General features: G+C 71.9%; 18 protein-coding genes. 6 read left to right on the top strand and 12 right to left on the bottom strand.

Features of this window, described 5'->3' with window-relative positions; translation table 11 throughout:
• Window positions 1-6: 6 nt before the first annotated feature.
• From IPZ69_RS32750 to IPZ69_RS32720, 8 genes are all read right to left on the bottom strand, one after another.
• Window positions 7-717: a phosphoadenylyl-sulfate reductase gene (locus IPZ69_RS32750; protein ID WP_235458292.1), complete on the bottom strand. Its 711-nt coding sequence runs from the start codon at window positions 715-717 to the stop codon at window positions 7-9.
• Entirely contained in the window at window positions 714-896 is a 183-nt protein-coding gene (locus tag IPZ69_RS32745; RefSeq protein WP_235458291.1) for a hypothetical protein, read from the bottom strand. The genes IPZ69_RS32750 and IPZ69_RS32745 overlap by 4 nt, the downstream gene beginning before the upstream one ends.
• Entirely contained in the window at window positions 893-2,590 is a 1,698-nt protein-coding gene (locus tag IPZ69_RS32740; RefSeq protein WP_235458290.1) for a nitrite/sulfite reductase, read from the bottom strand. Before IPZ69_RS32740 ends, IPZ69_RS32745 begins: the two co-directional genes overlap by 4 nt.
• A 126-nt stretch (window positions 2,591-2,716) precedes the next feature.
• Entirely contained in the window at window positions 2,717-2,800 is an 84-nt protein-coding gene (locus IPZ69_RS47960; protein WP_310739661.1) for a putative leader peptide, read from the bottom strand.
• Window positions 2,801-2,948: 148 nt separating this feature from the next.
• A complete protein-coding gene (locus IPZ69_RS32735; RefSeq protein WP_235458289.1) occupies window positions 2,949-3,521 on the bottom strand; it encodes a GNAT family N-acetyltransferase in 573 nt (190 codons plus the stop codon).
• A 17-nt stretch (window positions 3,522-3,538) separates the two neighbouring features.
• Window positions 3,539-4,888 carry a hypothetical protein gene (locus IPZ69_RS32730; RefSeq protein WP_235458288.1) on the bottom strand — a complete coding sequence of 450 codons (1,350 nt, stop codon included), beginning with the start codon at window positions 4,886-4,888 and terminating at the stop codon, window positions 3,539-3,541.
• Between the two features lie 166 nt (window positions 4,889-5,054).
• On the bottom strand, window positions 5,055-6,323 hold the full coding sequence (locus IPZ69_RS32725; RefSeq protein WP_235458287.1) for a GAF domain-containing protein: 1,269 nt from the start codon (window positions 6,321-6,323) through the stop codon (window positions 5,055-5,057).
• Window positions 6,324-6,628: 305 nt separating this feature from the next.
• Window positions 6,629-8,266: an acyl-CoA dehydrogenase family protein gene (locus IPZ69_RS32720; protein WP_235458286.1), complete on the bottom strand. Its 1,638-nt coding sequence runs from the start codon at window positions 8,264-8,266 to the stop codon at window positions 6,629-6,631.
• Window positions 8,267-8,352: 86 nt separating this feature from the next.
• Here IPZ69_RS32720 and IPZ69_RS32715 point away from each other — a divergent pair, with 86 nt between their 5' ends.
• Window positions 8,353-9,531, top strand: coding sequence for a YihY/virulence factor BrkB family protein (locus IPZ69_RS32715; protein WP_235458285.1), 1,179 nt, complete (start codon window positions 8,353-8,355; stop codon window positions 9,529-9,531).
• 42 nt (window positions 9,532-9,573) lie between these two features.
• Here IPZ69_RS32715 and IPZ69_RS32710 read toward each other — a convergent pair whose 3' ends face one another.
• Window positions 9,574-10,410 carry an NmrA family NAD(P)-binding protein gene (locus IPZ69_RS32710; protein WP_235458284.1) on the bottom strand — a complete coding sequence of 279 codons (837 nt, stop codon included), beginning with the start codon at window positions 10,408-10,410 and terminating at the stop codon, window positions 9,574-9,576.
• Between the two features lie 82 nt (window positions 10,411-10,492).
• Between IPZ69_RS32710 and IPZ69_RS32705 the strand changes: the two genes are divergently transcribed.
• The 3 genes from IPZ69_RS32705 to IPZ69_RS32695 all read left to right on the top strand — a co-directional run bounded on the left by IPZ69_RS32705 (window position 10,493) and on the right by IPZ69_RS32695 (window position 13,645).
• Window positions 10,493-11,431 (top strand): AraC family transcriptional regulator, encoded by a 939-nt coding sequence (locus IPZ69_RS32705; RefSeq protein ID WP_235458283.1) that lies wholly within the window; start codon window positions 10,493-10,495, stop codon window positions 11,429-11,431.
• Window positions 11,432-11,441: 10 nt separating this feature from the next.
• Window positions 11,442-12,146: a helix-turn-helix transcriptional regulator gene (locus IPZ69_RS32700; RefSeq protein WP_235458282.1), complete on the top strand. Its 705-nt coding sequence runs from the start codon at window positions 11,442-11,444 to the stop codon at window positions 12,144-12,146.
• Window positions 12,147-12,259: 113 nt separating this feature from the next.
• Complete coding sequence (locus IPZ69_RS32695; protein ID WP_235458281.1) at window positions 12,260-13,645, top strand: FAD-binding oxidoreductase; 1,386 nt, start codon at window positions 12,260-12,262, stop codon at window positions 13,643-13,645.
• 15 nt (window positions 13,646-13,660) lie between these two features.
• Here the strand turns inward: IPZ69_RS32695 and IPZ69_RS32690 are convergent, their stop codons facing one another.
• Complete coding sequence (locus IPZ69_RS32690; RefSeq protein WP_235458280.1) at window positions 13,661-14,053, bottom strand: VOC family protein; 393 nt, start codon at window positions 14,051-14,053, stop codon at window positions 13,661-13,663.
• A 110-nt stretch (window positions 14,054-14,163) separates the two neighbouring features.
• Here IPZ69_RS32690 and IPZ69_RS32685 point away from each other — a divergent pair, with 110 nt between their 5' ends.
• Entirely contained in the window at window positions 14,164-14,559 is a 396-nt protein-coding gene (locus IPZ69_RS32685) for a hypothetical protein (protein WP_235458279.1), read from the top strand.
• 31 nt (window positions 14,560-14,590) lie between these two features.
• Here the strand turns inward: IPZ69_RS32685 and IPZ69_RS32680 are convergent, their stop codons facing one another.
• Both IPZ69_RS32680 and IPZ69_RS32675 read right to left on the bottom strand, forming a co-directional pair.
• Window positions 14,591-15,472, bottom strand: coding sequence for an MBL fold metallo-hydrolase (locus IPZ69_RS32680; RefSeq protein WP_235458278.1), 882 nt, complete (start codon window positions 15,470-15,472; stop codon window positions 14,591-14,593).
• Between the two features lie 126 nt (window positions 15,473-15,598).
• Complete coding sequence (locus tag IPZ69_RS32675) at window positions 15,599-16,231, bottom strand: VOC family protein (protein WP_235458277.1); 633 nt, start codon at window positions 16,229-16,231, stop codon at window positions 15,599-15,601.
• A gap of 76 nt (window positions 16,232-16,307) precedes the next feature.
• Between IPZ69_RS32675 and IPZ69_RS32670 the strand changes: the two genes are divergently transcribed.
• Window positions 16,308-16,730, top strand: a 423-nt coding sequence (locus tag IPZ69_RS32670) for a membrane lipoprotein (RefSeq protein WP_235458276.1), incomplete at its 3' end; no start/stop codon positions are given.

Raw genomic sequence — 16,730 nt, 5'->3', positions numbered from 1 at the left:
TCATCGTCAGCCGTGCAGCCCGCACTCGGTCTTGGCGCGTCCGGCCCAGCGGCCGGCGCGCGCGTCCTCGCCCGCCAGGACGCGGCGGGTGCAGGGGGCGCAGCCGACGGAGGCGTAGCCGTCCATCAGCAGCGGATTGGTCAGGACGCCGTGCTCGGCCACGTACCTGTCCACGTCGTCCTGGGTCCAGCGGGCGATCGGCGAGATCTTGACCTTCCGGCGCTTCTCGTCCCAGCCGACGACGGGCGTGTGGGCCCGGGTCGGGGACTCGTCGCGGCGCAGACCGGTCGCCCAGGCCCGGTAGTCCTTCAGGCCCTCCTCCAGCGGCTGGACCTTGCGCAGCTTGCAGCACAGGTCCGGGTCGCGGTCGTGCAGCTTCGGGCCGTACTCCGCGTCCTGCTCGGCCACCGACTGCCGCGGGGTGAGCGTGATGACGTTGACGTCCATCACCGCCTCGACCGCGTCACGGGTGCCGATGGTCTCCGGGAAGTGGTAACCGGTGTCGAGGAAGACGACGTCCACGCCCTTCATCGCCCGGGAGGCGAGGTGGGCGACCACCGCGTCCTCCATGGAGGAGGTCACGCAGAAGCTCCGGCCGAACGTGTCGGCCGCCCACTGGAGGATCTCCAGCGCGGAGGCGTCCTCCAGCTCGCGTCCCGCCCGCTCGGCGAGCGCCTTCAACTCGGCGTCCGTACGCTGTTGCTGAGCCGTGGTCATATCCGCTCGTCCCCTCCGTCGTCGGCTCGCTCAAGACCCCGGGCCAGCAGGCCGAGGAACTTCAGCTGGAAGGCCCGGTTGCACGCCGCGCATTCCCAGGCGCCGTGGCCCTGTTCACTCGGTCGCAGGTCCTCGTCACCGCAATAGGGGCAGTAGAAGGGAGCGGCCCGCTCACTCACGACAGAGCCTCCTCTGAAGCCCGCGTGACCCAGGTGGCGAACCGTTCGCCGGTCTCGCGCTCCTTCTGGAACCGCTTGAGCACGCGCTCGACGTAGTCGGGCAGCTCCTGAGACGTCACCTTCAGGCCGCGGACCTTGCGGCCGAACCCGGCCTCCAGGCCGAGCGCGCCGCCCAGGTGCACCTGGAAACCCTCGACCTGCCGGCCCTGGTCGTCGAGGACCAGCTGCCCCTTGAGACCGATGTCCGCCACCTGGATACGGGCGCAGGCGTTCGGGCAGCCGTTGAGGTTGATGGTGATCGGCTCGTCGAAGTCCGGGATACGGCGCTCCAGCTCGTCGATCAGCGAGATGCCGCGCGCCTTCGTCTCGACGATGGCGAGCTTGCAGTACTCGATGCCGGTGCAGGCCATCGTGCCGCGCCGGAACGGGGACGGGTGCACCGTGAGGTCCAGCGCCTGCAACCCCTCGACCAGGGAGTCCACCTGGTCCTCGACCACGTCCAGCACGATCATCTTCTGCTCGACGGTGGTGCTCACCCGGCCGGAGCCGTGCGCCTCGGCGAGGTCGGCGATCTTGGCGAGCGTCGTGCCGTCGACCCGTCCGACGCGCGGCGCGAAGCCGACGTAGAACCGTCCGTCCTGCTGCCGGTGCACGCCGACGTGGTCGCGCCAGCGCTCCACGGGCTGCGCGGGCGCCGGTCCGTCGACCAGCTTGCGCTGGAGGTACTCGTCCTCCAGGACCTGCCGGAACTTCTCCACGCCCCAGTCGGCGACCAGGAACTTCAGGCGGGCGCGCGTGCGCAGCCGCCGGTAGCCGTAGTCGCGGAAGATCGAGATGACGCCCTCGTAGACGTCCGGGACCTCGTCCAGCGGCACCCAGGCGCCCAGCCGTACACCGATCTTGGGGTTGGTGGACAGACCGCCGCCGACCCACAGGTCGAAGCCGGGCCCGTGCTCGGGGTGGACGACACCGACGAACGCCACGTCGTTGATCTCGTGCGCCACGTCGAGCAGCGGCGAGCCGGAGACCGCGGACTTGAACTTGCGCGGCAGGTTGGAGAAGTCCTTGTTGCCGATGATCCGGCGGTGGATCTCGTCGATGGCCGGCGTGCCGTCGATGATCTCGTCGGCCGCGATACCGGCGACCGGCGAGCCGAGGATCACGCGGGGCGTGTCACCGCAGGCCTCGGTGGTGGACAGCCCGACGGCTTCGAGGCGTTCCCAGATGGTGGGCACGTCCTCGATGCGGATCCAGTGGTACTGCACGTTCTGCCGGTCGGTGATGTCGGCGGTGCCGCGCGCGAACTCCTGCGACACCTCGCCGATGACGCGCAGCTGCTGGGTGGTCAGCCGTCCGCCGTCGATCCGCACCCGCAGCATGAAGTACTCGTCGTCCAGCTCCTCCGGCTCCAGGATCGCCGTCTTGCCGCCGTCGATCCCGGGCCGGCGCTGGGTGTAGAGCCCCCACCAGCGCATACGCCCGCGCAGATCGTTCGGGTCGATCGAGTCGAAGCCGCGCTTGGAGTAGATCGTCTCAATGCGTGTCCGCACATTGAGACCGTCGTCGTCCTTCTTGAACTGTTCGTTGCCGTTGAGCGGGGTGAAGTGACCCGCGGCCCACTGACCCTCGCCGCGGTGACGGCTCACCTTGCGGCGGGGCGCGGACGCGGCAGGGTTCTGCGGGGTGGCGGCCATGGTTCTACGTCCTTCGGGACAGGCGGAAAGCGGCTCTGACCTGCGCATATGGGCGCATACGGGCATACGCGCGCGTCGTTGCGCAGGGGAGGGGGAAGCAGAAGATGTCGGCGTTCGCCGGTGCGGTCAGCTCGCCGGACAGATGGCGCTGGACATGCGGCCGAGGTCGACGTGCCGCCGACTCACCAAGGCAATTCCAGTTCCAGGCATGACGGAAGCGTGTCATGGCAATCTGGACACAGTCCAGCTTCGTCCGTCATGTGGACACCCTTGTCCCACAATGTGGAACAAGGGTGTCGTCGATCACATAGGCGGTACGAGGTCTTGTCGATGCAGGTCAGGAACGGTATGTGGCGGTTCAGGCAGGGTACGCGCCGGGCCAGGGACCCGGGGTCTGCTTCTCCTGCTCCGGCTCGACCTTGGTGTCGAACAGCTTGAAGCCCCGCCGCTGGTAGTTGTCCATCGCGAACTCGCCGTCCTTGCTGCACGTGTGCAGCCACACCCGCTTGGTGGGGACGCGCTGCGGCCAGCGCTCCGCCAGATCCCAGGCGCGGGCCGTGCCGTACGCGAGCAGGTGACCGCCGATGCGCCGGCCCCGGAAGCCCGGAACGAGGCCGAAGTAGGCGATCTCCACGACACCGTCGTCCTGGGGGTCGAGCTCCACGTATCCGGCCGGCGTGCCGCGGTCGTAGGCCACCCAGGTCTCCACGCCCGGCCGCTCCAGCTGCTCCCGCCACTGGGCGTAGGTCCAGCCGAGCCGGTCGGTCCACAGGATGTCGCCGCCGACCGAGGCGTACAGGAACCGGCTGAACTCGGGGGAGGGGACCTCGGCGCGGACGATCCGGACGTCACCCTCGGGAGCGGTGGCGGCGAGGAGGTCGGCCGGGGACGTCTGCTCCAGGGACCAGGTGGTGACGCTGATGGTGCTCATGCGGGTCAGGGAATCATCTAACCCAGCGAACTGTCGATCGAGCCCAGCGGGACGGAGAAGAGCATCCGGCCCGACAGCGACCACACCTCGTCCCTCTCCTGCCCGTAGGAGAGTGACCCGGGCTCCTGGGCCCAGCACAGGTGTGTCGCGTCCGCGCCACAGCGTGTGGCCCGCGCGCCGTCCGTGTTCTGACGCCACAGGCCGCCGTGGCCGGACCGGGAGTCGGGGACGTGTCCGAGGTAGAAGGCGGGCCGCGCGGACCCGGTCCGGTGGTAGGCCAGCACGCCCCGGATCCCGGCCGCCCGGGTCCGGTACGCCTCGACCGCCTTCACCCGGCCCTCCGCATCGGTGTCGAGCAGGCCCGCGCGGGACGGGTCCACGCTGAAGGCATAGCGCCACAGACGGGCGCGGTGGTCGCTGTCGGCGGGGGTCCACTCGCTCGCGACCAGGCCGGCCGTCGCCGGGCCGCGGTCGAGGGAGAGCGTGCCCGGGCACGGGGCGTCCGTGTCGTCGGACCCGCACGGGCCGGTCGTGAACCGGTAGCTGCCCACCGCGGGCATCACGTACCCGTATCCGTCGGCCGACCAGCCGCCGGGCACCCTGCCGATCGCCGGGGCGGCCACGGTCGTGCGCTGGATGCGGTTCAGGTCGTAGACGTAGAGGGCCTCGGCCGTCCCCCGGCCGGCCGTGACCAGGAGCTTGTCCTGGTACCGGACCATTCCGGAGACGGGCGAGACGAGGCCGCGGTAGTCGCGGCCGTCGACCGTGGGGACGGCGAGCAGCACCCAGCGGTAGGCGAGGCGCGCGGGGTCGGTGGCGTCCACGAAGGCGACCCGGGCCAGTCCGCGCTCCGCGCTCGATCCGGCGGTGGCGCTGTGGGTCCAGCCGGCCAGGATCACCCGGTGCGACTCCCGGGTGCCGGCGTGGGCGGCGTCACCGGAGGCGGTCACCGACGCCGGCCGCCAGTCGGGCGTGGCGGTGTCGGCGGGGTCCCAGCAGTAGGCGCGGGTGGCCGCCGGGGCGACGGGCAGCGTCGCCCGCTCGGCGGAGGTGCAGTCGGCCGCGTCGAGCAGGGCGCGGTCGGCGCTCCTGAGGACGGCGTCGACGCCGACCGGGCGGCCCATCGCCGTGGCCAGGCGGTCGAGCGTGCGCCGCGGTACCAGGTGTTCCCGCAGGCGCAGCGGTGCGGTGTCGGAGGGGGAGGTGAGCGGCTTCAGGGCGCCCGGGTCATTGGCGACCGTGGCCTGTGAAGCGCTGATCATGGTGGCGGCCGCGGTGAGCGCGAGCGCGGTTCCCGCCAGGAAGCCCCGTAGGGCCCGGCCCCGTTTGCGTCGACGGTGTCTTCCGCGTTTGCCGCGTTGCTTCATGCTTCCTCCCGAGGCGGGCCAACTGCGCCTGGTGGTCCGTACGTTGACCGAGGAGCAGGTGGGGTGACCCGTAGAGCGATGCTACGGCAGTCGGGCCCGCCGGACGGTGAAGACCGCGCAATTATGCGGAAGATGCTCCCCGGATGCACCGAATCGGTCACCCTGTTCAGGGGTGGCGCACCGCCGGGGCCGTGGAGTGCGGCAGCAGGTCACGGGGGTCGTCGGGCAGTAGCACCTCGACGTCGACGTCCTCGCAGAAACGATACGGCCGATGGTCCAGGACCGCCCCGAGATACCGCCGTATGCGGGACATCTCGGCACGGACCGTCACCGTGCGGGACGCGTCCGCGAACATGTCCTCGGCCAGGCCGGACGCGCTGCGGCCGGACCGGCGCACGGCCAGCAGGTAGAGCAACTCGGCGTGCCGGGGACTGAGTTCGCGGCACCAGGAGCCCGCGGAGCCGTAGACCGTCACCGACCAGCGGCGCGGCTGGGCCAGGTCCAGGACGACCCGGGTGGCGGCCGGCGGCACCGGTTCGTCCACCAGGCGCACCAGCCAGCCCCCGGCCAGCGGCTCCAGTTGGCACAGGCCGAGCGTCGGCAGCCACCGGCGGCCCGCCGCCGGGGACTTGGGCAGCCCGACGCGCCGGACGTACGCCAGCCCCGTGACCGCGGCGGTCCAGCCGTCCCGGTCCACCACCAGGGCCCGCCCGTCGATCCGGGCCAGCACCGGCGCCCCCACCGCGCGCAGCCGCTCCAGCGCCTCCTGGTGCATCTCCCGCAACCGCGCCTCGGCGAGCCCGGCCACCGAGGCGACCCAGGCGAGCGTGGCCGGATGCATCGTCTCCAACGGTCCGCTGACGTCGACGACGCCGATCAGACTGCCGTCCCTGGGATCGGTGATGGGGGCGCCGGTGCAGGTCCAGGAGGCGTAGGAGCGTACGAAGTGCTCGGCGGCGAACACCTGGACGGGCCGGCGCGCCACGACGGGGGTGCCCACGCCGTTGGTGCCGACGACGTCCTCCCGCCAGTCCGCGCCCGGTTCGAAGCCGATCCCGTCCGCCTTGCGCAGCACCGGCGCGGAGCCCTCGCGCCACAGCACCCGGCCGTCCGCGTCCGCGATCACCATGATGTGCTGGGTGACGTCGGCGACCGAAAGCAGGCCCTCGCGCAGCACCGGCAGGACATGCCTCAGGGGCGATTCCTCCCGTCTGCGCCGGACTTCGTCGGGACTGAGCAGCCCCGTCCGGAAGTCGTGGTCCGGGTCGACGCCGCCGCGCAGCATCCGGCCCCAGGACTGCTCGATCACCGGGCGCGGCGCGATCCGCGCCGGCTCTCCGGCGAGCGTGGCCTCGCGCAGCTCGCTGAGCAGCCGTGCCGCCTGTGCCGCGTCGACGGCGGCGAGTCGTGCCACGTTCAGCGGCGGGTTCGCCACAGGAATCCTCCTGGAACGGACATATGAACACTCGTCTGTCAAGCGGTCCCGGCGGCGGTTTCCGGTCCGACTGCAGCTCTCATACTGCCGTTTGCCCGCGGAGGAGGGATGCACTCCGCGCATATATGCCAGGAACTTGCAACCCCTTGCAACCCTGGTGGACGGGCGGAGGGTGTCTGAAACTTGAGCAGCGCCGCCCCGAGCGGCGTTCGTGGCCTCGAACGGGCCAGGAAGCGGGGGTGGTGCCGTGTCGGCGCAGCACCACCCCCGCGACGCCCGCCAGCGGCCTCGGCGCTGCCCGGCGGTCAGGGCTGCGGCCGGGCCCGAGCCACGATCGAGGCCAGGTCCAGGGTGTCCGGCAGCGTGCCGAAGGCCGCACCCCAGTCGCCGCCCAGCCGGGACGCGCAGAACGTGTCGGCGACCTCCGGCGGCGCGTACCGCACCAGCAGTGACCCCTGGAGCACCAGCGCCATCCGCTCGACGAGCCGCCGCGCACGGCCCTCGACCCGCTCCAGGTCGCCGAGTTCGGTCAGCAGGTTCTTGACCGCCGCGTCGAGCCGGTGGTCGGCGCCCCGCGCCCGGCCGACCTCCACCAAAAAGGCGTCGAGCGCCTGCGGCTCGCGCTGCAGCGCCCGCAGCACGTCCAGCGCCTGGACGTTCCCGGCGCCCTCCCAGACGGAGTTGAGCGGCGACTCGCGCACCAGGCGCGGCATCCCCGACTCCTCGACGTAGCCGTTGCCGCCCAGGCACTCGGCCGCCTCCACCGTCACCGGCGTACAGCGCTTGGTCACCCAGTACTTGGCGGCCGGCACCGCGAGCCGCAGCAGTGCCCGCTCCTGCTCGCCGTCGTCGTCGTAGGCGGCCGCAAGTCGCAGCGCGAGCGCGGTCGCCGCCTCCGACTCCAGCGCGAGGTCGGCCAGGACGTTGCGCATCAGCGCCTTGTCGACCAGCTTGCCGCCGAACGCCTCGCGGTGGGCGCAGTGGTGCACCGCCTGGGCCACCGCCTGCCGCATCAGCCCCGCCGAGCCGAGCACGCAGTCGAGCCGGGTCGCGGCGACCATCTCGATGATGGTCCGCACCCCGCGCCCCTCCTCGCCGACCCGGCGCGCCCAGGTCCCGTCGAACTCGACCTCGCCGGAGGCGTTCGACCGGTTGCCCAGCTTGTCCTTCAGCCGCTGGATCAGGAACGTGTTCCGGGTGCCGTCGGCCAGGATCCGGGGGACGAGAAAGCAGGTCAGCCCGCCGGGTGCCTGGGCCAGCACCAGGAAGCCGTCGGACATCGGCGCCGAACAGAACCACTTGTGCCCGGTCAGCTCGTACGTCCCGTCCTCGGCGAGCGGCCGCGCGGCGGTCGTGTTCGCCCGTACGTCGCTGCCGCCCTGCTTCTCGGTCATCCCCATCCCGAAGACCGCGCCGGCCTTGAGGTGGGCGGGCCGCAGCTCGCGTTCGTAGATGGTGGAGGTCAGCCGCGGTTCCCACGCGGCGGCCAGCTCAGGGTCGGTGCGCAGCGCCGGCACCGCCGCGTGGGTCATCGACAGCGGGCAGCCGTTGCCGGCCTCGACCTGCGTCCAGACCAGAAACCCGGCCGCCCGCCGCACATGCCCGGCCGGGCGCACCCAGGCGGTGGTCAGCCCCGCCGCGACGCCCTTGCCGAGCAGCCGGTGCCAGGACGGATGGAACTCGACCTCGTCGATCCGCCGGCCGTAGCGGTCGTGCGTGCGCAGCCGGGGCGGGTTCTCGTTGGCCTGCACACCCCACTCCTGCACCTGCGCGGAGCCCGCGGACCGGCCGAGCGCGGACAACTCGTCGAGCACCTCGTCGAGCAGACCGGGGTCGGTGTGGCGTTCGACCGCCTCCACCAGGGCCCGGTCGGCACCGAAGACGTCGTATCCGACCAGCGGTGGAGGCTGGTTCGTCACGGTGTGGGTGGTGATGCGTGCCATGTCTGCGAACCTACCCGGGGCGGCGGCGGTGGTCACCAGACTGCCACGAGGTGAGTGCGGTGCGGCGCGGCGGATACCTTTAGGTCGTGCAGCCAGCAAGTGAATCCTCTGAGCGGCCCGCGGGTCGCCTCCACCGGGCCAGAGCCCTGTACCGGAACGTCTCCAAGCGCAGGACCGTCTGGCTGCTGCTGAAGGACACCGTCGACTCGTGCATGGAGTACCGCATCCTCGGTCTCGCCGCCGAGGCCGCGTTCTTCACCCTGCTGTCGGTGCCGCCCCTGCTGCTCAGCCTCATCGGGCTGCTCGGTTATGTCGACGACTGGACCGGCGCCGACACCATCCAGAGCCTGGAGAGCAACCTCCTGGAGGCGTCCCGGACCGTGCTGTCCGACCGGGGCGTGAAGGAGATCGCCGAGCCGATCCTGCACGACGTGATGCGGGGCGGCCGGCCCGATGTCATCTCCATCGGCTTCCTGTTCGCCCTGTGGTCGGGTTCCCGCGCGGTGAACGTCTTCATCGACACGATCACCGTGATGTACGGCCTCGACGGCGTCCGGGGCATCGTCAAGACCCGGGTGATGTCCTTCCTGCTGTTCATCGTGGCGCTGCTGATCGGCTCGGTCGCGCTGCCGCTGATGGTCGCGGGGCCGGACGCGGTGGTGCGGATCGTGCCCTGGTCGGAGACGGTGGTGCAGGTCCTGTACTGGCCCGTCGTGATCGTCCTGTCGATCGTGTTCCTGACGACGCTGTACCACGTGTCCGTACCCGTGCGCTCCCCGTGGATCGAGGACGTGCCCGGAGCCCTGGTGGCCCTCGCCATGTGGGTGCTCGGCAGCTTCCTGCTCCGCATCTACCTGACGAACACGATCGAGGGCGCGACGATCTACGGCTCCCTGGCGGCCGCCGTGGCCGTGCTCCTGTGGATCGGTGTGTCCGCCTTCGCGGTCCTCGTCGGCGCGGCGGTCAACGCCGCCATCGACCGGGTCTGGCCGGCCGCCGCCACGGCCGCGGCCCGCGCCGCCAACGAGCGGCTGCGCGAGGCCCAGGTCGTCGAGTACGTCACCCGTGCCGCCGCCGCCCGCGAGGCCGACCCCGACGACCCGGACATGCCGTCCGAGTTCCCGGAACGCTGGTCCCGCTTCCTGCCCCCGGAGGACGTCACGGCCCGGCTGCGCGCCCATGTGAAGAGCACGCACCACCACACCCACAAGTCCGGCGGGGGCACGGCTCAGACCAACGGGAAGACCACGCACCCCGACCAGTGACCTCGGCGCCTCACCGGGCCGCCGGGGTGGTCCCTTTCGCTCTCAGGGCTTCCACGTTCCGGCCGCCGCGGCCTCCCGGGCGAAGTCCGTGAAGTCGCGCGGCGCGCGGCCCAGCACCTGCCGCACGCCGTCCGAGAGGTAGGCGTTCCGTCCGTCGAGCAGCGACTCGAACACGTCGACCAGGAACTCGACCTCCTCGGCCGGCAGCCCGAAACCGGCCAGGATCTCGCCGTACTCACGCGCGGGAACCGGCCGGTACGTCAGCTCGCGCCCCGCCGCCGCCCCGATCTCCGCGACCGCCTCCCCGAACGTCAGCAGCCGGGCCCCCGAGACCGCCACGGACCGGCCGATGTACCGCTCGCTCGCGGCGAGCACGCCCACCACCACGTCCGCGATGTCCCGCACGTCGACGAACGGCTCGCGCACCTCCCCGGCCGGGAACACCAGCTCCCCGGTCTCCCGCAGCCCCTCCACCAGCGGTCCCTCGCTGAAGTTCTGCATGAACCAGGAGGCCTGGACGACCGTCCAGTCGGCGTTGGACTCCCGCAGCGCCTCCTCGGTCGGCCGCGCCGACTCCTCGCCCCGCGCCGACAGCAGCACCAGCCGCCGTACGCCGAGGGACACCGCCTCATGGGCGAGCAGCCCCACCGCCCGGGCCGCCTCCAGCGACCCCACGTCCGACGGGTGCACCAGATACGCCGCGTCGGCCCCGCGCAACGTGTCCGCCCAGGTCGACCGGTCCGTCCAGTCGAAGCCGTGCGCCCGCGTGGCCGGCCGCACGGTCAGCCCCGCGGCCCGCGCGGACTCCGCCACCCGACGCCCGGTACGACCCGAGGCGCCCGTCACCACCACCGTCATCTTCCGCCTGTCCTGTGTCATGCCATCGAGTCAACCCCCGCGAGTTCTCACCGGCCATCGCTGAACGGCTCATTCCCATACGCGCGCGTCTACGCTGACCCCCATGGACCCCCTCGCAGGCCTCTTGGAGGGCCCACGCGCGCGTGGCGCCTTCATGATCCGGGCGTGCTTCGACCCGCCGTGGTCCGTCCGTGTGGAGGACCACGCCCCGCTGACGGTCATGCTCATGGTGCGCGGGGACGCCTGGATCACGCCGGACGGCGGCGGCGAGCGGATCCGGCTGCGGGCCGGCGACCTGGCCATCGCGCGCGGCCCCGACCCGTACACCTGTGCCGACGACCCGGACACCGCCCCGCAGGCGCTGATCCTGCCGGGCGGTGAGTGCAGCTACCCCGACGGGACCTCCCTGCGGGGCTCCATGGACCTGGGCGTGCGCACCTGGGGCGACCGCCTGGACGGTTCGACGGTCATGCTGATCGGCACGTACCTGATGCAGGGCGAGATCAGCGGCCGGCTGCTGGACGCGCTGCCGCCGCTGCTGTCCCTCACCGCGGACGAGTGGCCCTGCCCGTTCACCCCGCTCCTCATGGAGGAGATCGTGCGCGACGAGCCGGGGCAGGAGGTCGTCCTCGACCGGCTCCTCGACCTGCTGGTGATCGCCGCCCTGCGGGCCTGGTTCTCCCGGCCCCAGGCCGAGGCCCCGGCCTGGTACCGGGCGCTGGCCGACCCCGTCGTCGGCCGTGTCCTGCGGCTGCTCCAGGACGACCCGGCGCACCCCTGGACGGTGGCGTCCCTCGCCGCCAAGGCCGGGGTGTCGCGCGCCGCGCTGGCCCGCCGCTTCACGGATCTGGTGGGCGAGCCGCCGATGTCGTACCTCACGGGCTGGCGCCTCGCGCTCGCCGCCGACCGGCTGCGCGACTCCGAGGACACCATCGCCGCCATCGCCCGCCAGGTCGGCTACGGCAGCGCGTTCGCCCTGTCCGGCGCCTTCAAGCGGGTGTACGGCGTCAGCCCTCAGGAGCACCGGACGCGCGCGGCGTAGCCTGGCGTACGTGTACGAGGAGCGGGCGTCCCGGCTGACCGGCGCCGTGGTGTGGTGGCGCACCCTGGAGGATCCGGTCGTGTGGCCCGTCCTGCCGGACGGTTGCATGGACCTGCTGTGGAGCGAGGGACGGCTGCTGGTGGCCGGCCCCGACACCCGTGCGTACGTCCCCGGGGGCCCGCCCGCGCGCTGGGCGGGCGTCCGTTTCCGGCCCGGCGCCGCGCCCGCCTACCTCGGCGTCCCGGCGCACGAACTGCGCGACCGGCGCGTGGAGTTGGCCGATCTGTGGCCCGCCGGTGCGGTACGACGCCTGCGCGCCCGGCTGGAGGCGGCGCCGGACCCGGCGGCGGCGCTGGAGGAGATCGCGCTGGAGCGGGCGGCGGAGGTCGATCCGCCCGAGGCGTACCTGGGCCGGCTCGTCGCGGCCCTGGAGGCGGGCCGCCCGGTGGCCGCCGTCGCCGACGAACTCGGCCTCGGCGCCCGCCAGTTGCACCGGCGCTGCCAGGGCGCCTTCGGCTACGGGCCCAAGACCCTGGCCCGGATCCTGCGGATGCGCAGGGCCCTCGCGCTGGCCCGGGCCGGGGTGCCCTTCGCGGAGACGGCGGCGCGCGCCGGCTATGCCGATCAGGCACATCTCTCGCGTGACGTGCGGGAGTTGGCGGGCCTGACGCCGAGCGGCTACCTGGCGATCGGCAACGCGTCGACCCCGGCTTGAGGTCGACTCCGGCTTGAGAAGGCTTCCAGAGCGGACGGCCAGACTCTGCACACCGCCACGGCCCCGCGGCCGGACGGCCCGAAGTCTGTCGCCCGACCGGAGAGTTGATCCCCATGTCACTGGCCCCTGTCCAGCACACCGCCGACGGCCTGGAGTCGCTGCGCTCCGGCGTGACGGGCTCCGTGTTCGCGCCGGGCGACCCCGAACTGCCGTACGAGATCGCGGGGTTCAACCCGGCCGTGGTGCACCGGCCGCTCGCCGTGGTGGCCGTCACCGGTTCGCGGGACGTGCAGAACGCGGTGCAGTGGGCGGCCGAGCGCGGTGTCCCGATCGACGTCCGGTCCACGGGGCACGGTGCCGGCGCCTCCGAGGGATCGCTGATCATCAGCACCCGGCGCATGCACCGGGTCACGGTCGACGCGCAGCGGCGCGTGGCACGCGTGGAGGCCGGAGCCCGCTGGCGCGAGGTGGTCGACGCCGCCGCCGCGCACGGCCTCGCGCCGCTGTGCGGCTCGTCCTCCGGGGTCGGCGTCGTCGGCTACACGCTCGGCGGCGGGGTCGGACTGCTCGGCCGTGAGTACGGCTTCGCCGCCGACCACGTGCTCGCGATCGGCCTGGTGACCCCCGACGGCCGGCTGCGGCACGTCACGGCGGACAGCGAGCCGGAGCTGTTCTGGGCCGCGCGCGGCGGACAGGGCAACTTCGGCGTGGTCACCGCCCTCGACATACGGCTCTTCCCGGTGAAGACCCTGTACGCGGGCGGGCTCTACTTCCCCGCCTCGGCGGCCTCCCGGGTGCTGCACGCCTACCGCACCTGGGCGCCCACCCTCCCCGAGCCCGCGAGCAGCTCCGTCGCCCTGCAGCTGCGGCTGCCGCCGCTGGAGGCGGTGCCGGCGCACCTGCGCGGACAGTCCCTGCTCCACCTGCGGTTCTCGCACCACGGCCCGGCGCGGGAGGGGGAGGCGCTGCTGGCGCCGATGCGGGCGGTCGCGGAGCCGATCATGGGACAGGTGGGGGAGATCCCGTTCCAGGCCGTGGACACGGTGCACCAGGACTCGAAGGACCCCATCCCGAGCTGGCACCAAGGGGCCCAGCTGCACTCCCTCGACGCCGACACGGTGGACACCCTGCTCGACGCCGCCGCACCCGAGGCGGACCTGCCGCCCCTCATCGTGGAACTCCGGCAGCTCGGCGGCGCGCTGGCGCGTCCCGCGGCCCCGCCCAACGCGGTGGCGGGCCGCGACGGCGCGTACTCCGTGCACGTGGTCGGACCGATGTTCCCCGGCCTGGAGAAGACCGTTCCGGCGCTGGGCACGGGCGTCCTGAACGCCCTGAAGCCCTGGAGCACCGGCACCGCGCTGCTCACCTTCCTCGGCGAGACCACGCCGGAGGAACTGGCGGCCAACTGGACCCCGGCCGCCGGTGCGCGCCTGCGCGAGGTCAAGCGCACCGTCGACCCCCGCAACCTCTTCCGCTTCGGCCACGCCCTGGGCGTGTGACGAGCGCCGGGCGGCCTACGGAAGCGGCGCGAACAGGTCGACGCCGTTGCCGTCGGGGTCGTGCACGGTGGCGTACCGCTGCCCCCAGAAGGCGTCCCACGGCTTGAGTTCCCCGTGGTACCCGGCACCCACCAGGTCCTCGTACACGGCGTCCACCTCGGCGGGCGAGTCGCACCGGAAGGCGAGCGCCACCCGGCCCCCACCGGCGGGCGCCCGCCACCCGGTATGGAACGAACGAACGGTTTCCTCGGTGTCCAGAGCGAGCACCAGCCCACCGGGCAACTCGGCCTCGACATGCGGCTGTTCCTCGGCCCCCTCGGGAAACACGAGCCCCAGACGACGGTAGAAGGCAAGCGAGGCGGCCAGGTCGGAGGCCACCACACCGATGACGGCGAATCGTGGAGTCATGCCGCCACGGTAGGCCGCCGGCCGGGGCATGGTCTTGAACGAATCGGACGTGAGCGATCCGATACCTTCGGACCGGGTGCGAGGCCTACCGGGATGGAGACGGTCCGTTGATGAACTCGAGTGAGCCGGGGGACTGGGGCGCCGGCGGGGCCGGCGGGGTGCTTGAGCTGAGTCCGGAACGATTCGGCGTCGTCTTCCAACTGGCCAAAGAGCTGCCGAATATGCCGGACTCCGCCCTCGCGTCCGAGGAGTGGACGCGCGCCGACGCGAACGCCTTTCTGGACACCCTCCGCTCGCGCAGGGGCGACCCCCTCTCCATGACCTCGGCCATTGAATTCGCGGCCTCTCCGGAGGAATTGGTGAAGTGGCACCGCATGCTTGAGACGGTCTGCACGGCGTTGGGACCCGAGGAGCTGTTCCTGCGGAGTGGTTACCGCGCGGGGGAGATACGAGAGACGCTCGATGCTTGGAGACAGTCGGTCCGGGCCCGGCCCCGTTCCGTGTGAGCGTGGTGCCGGTGCTCGTGGGAGTGGTGTGTCACCACTCGATGGCGCGTCCGTCGACGGTCGTTCCGGGGTAGAGGTGTTCGGCGGTCAGGGCCAGCATGGCGGGATTGATGCGGTCCAGGTGGCGCAGCACCATCAGATCGGCGAACTCCTTGGCATGGCGGGCGACGGCGGCCACTTCCTCGGTGTCGTGCAGGTACTTGCGGGTCTCGTCCAGGTGGCGGGGGTCGTCGTCGTTGGCGGGGTTCTTGTGTCCGGCGACGACGGCGCGAGGATGGACCGCGGCGATCTTGTCGATGGCGGCGATCCAGTCCGCGCGCCGCTCGGGCAGCGGCCGGGCCTTCTCGCCGCCGGCGAGGTAGAGGTGGACGCCGTTGTAGACGATGTCGCCCGCGACGACGAGGCCGATGGACGGCACGTGCACGAACGTGGTGTCCGGTGCGTCGCTGTCGCCGGCCTCGACGAACCGGACCTCCTCGCCCTCCAGGAGAAAGGTGTGGTCGTCGATCACCTCGGGCAGCACGATGTCCTTGACGATCTGGCCGGGGAACTGGCTGTTCCAGAACTCCATACGCTTTCCGGCGTGGAACTCCGCCAGGGCCACGGTGCCCTCGGTGGCGATCATCCGCGCGTCGGGAAAACGCTTGGCGACCTCGGAGAATCCGAACCAGTGGTCGCCATGCCCGTGAGTGGCGTACATCGCGACCAGGTTCTTGCCCGAGACCACCACCCACTCGGCCACCTGCCGGGACTGCTCCTCCAGGTGCGGGGCGTCGATCAGGATGGCGTCCCGCTCCCCGTGGATGAGCGTCGCCGACATCGGGGACCAGGCCGGCAGCGGCCGGACCGACGAACCATCGGGCAGGACCGCCCGGGGAGGAAGGGTGACGAGGACGTCGTATCCGAGAGCCATGGCTGTCTGCTTTCTGTACCTTCTGCGCCGTATTCCACTGTTTGCGAGGAACAGCAGAAATACTCCCATCCACGGTCCCTGCCCGCGTTTTCACACGCGCCCTGTGGCGCCGTCCCTGGAGGCCCGTCAGCAGAAAGTCACGAACCCCTTCGGCGTTTCCACGGTGAAGGAGAAGCCGACCGGGCCCTCGGTGAGGTGGAGTCCGGTGTTCAGGGCCGTCAGCAGGGTGCGGATCTCGTCCGGGGCGGGGGCCGTGGCCGTGACTTCCACCAGAGGAGTGGTGGGGAGGCCCGAGGTGGTCGGGTGGGGTGAGGTGCCCCAGTCGATGAGGAACGGCACCAGGCCGGAGGGGTGGGCCGTGTCGCTGTCGGTCAGGCGCCATTCCAGAAGGGTGCCGTCGGGTCTGCGGCGGTTCATCGGGTGCGGTGTGCCGGGGTCGTAGCCCTGGGCCCGCGCGGCCGCCACCGCCGCGTCCAGGTCCGGCGGGCTGATCGCCCACGTCACCGTGCGTGCTTCGGTGAGCCCGTCGACGCCGAACGAGTGCGCGCCCTCCGGCAGCGACCGTTCCGGGTCCGGGCCGATGATCTCCAGGTAGCTGCTGCCGCCCAGCGACACCAGGTAGTTGCGAGTGCCGAGGTCCGGGTGGGCACCGCCGACGACCGGTGTCACACCGGTCCGTCCGGCGAACTCGGCGACCGTGGAAGCCAGATCGGGGGTCGCCAGCACGAGGTGGTCCAGGAGCGGGGGGATGGCATTCATTCCGGCCGAGGCTAAGGGCGCCCGTGTCCCCGTTCAAGAGACATGTCCATCAAGTGACATGCGGCAGGATGAACACATGTTCCGTACCGCGAGAGTTCTGCCGGTGTTACTTCTCCTCCCCGCCCTGCTCGCCGTCGGCTGCGGCACCAAGAAGGCCGACGTCAGAGCCGAGGGCGGCGCCTCCGCCACCCCCGACACGGCCCAACTCGATTCCCGTGTACGTGCTTTGGGCGTCGCGCCCGAGCTCGTCTACGTCACCGACGCGTCCGGATTCATGCCCGCCCAGCAGTCCGTCGGTGTGAACGGCGACGACGGCTGGTCCGTCTCCTACTGGTCGAAGGACGGCGGCATCCTCCACCTGTACGTCGACAGCGGCACCGCGACCGCCGCCGGCTGCCCGAAGCAGGAGGAGTGCGTGGCACCCGCGAAGGGTCAACTGGTCCACATCAGTGGGGAGAAGGTCTCCCGCGCGGTCCTGCGCGAGGCGGCTCACGCCGTC

This window comes from Streptomyces olivochromogenes, from assembly GCF_021538895.1.
In the GTDB taxonomy this organism is placed as follows: domain Bacteria; phylum Actinomycetota; class Actinomycetes; order Streptomycetales; family Streptomycetaceae; genus Streptomyces; species Streptomyces olivochromogenes_A.
This window is presented reverse-complemented; position numbering and strand designations above follow the sequence as displayed.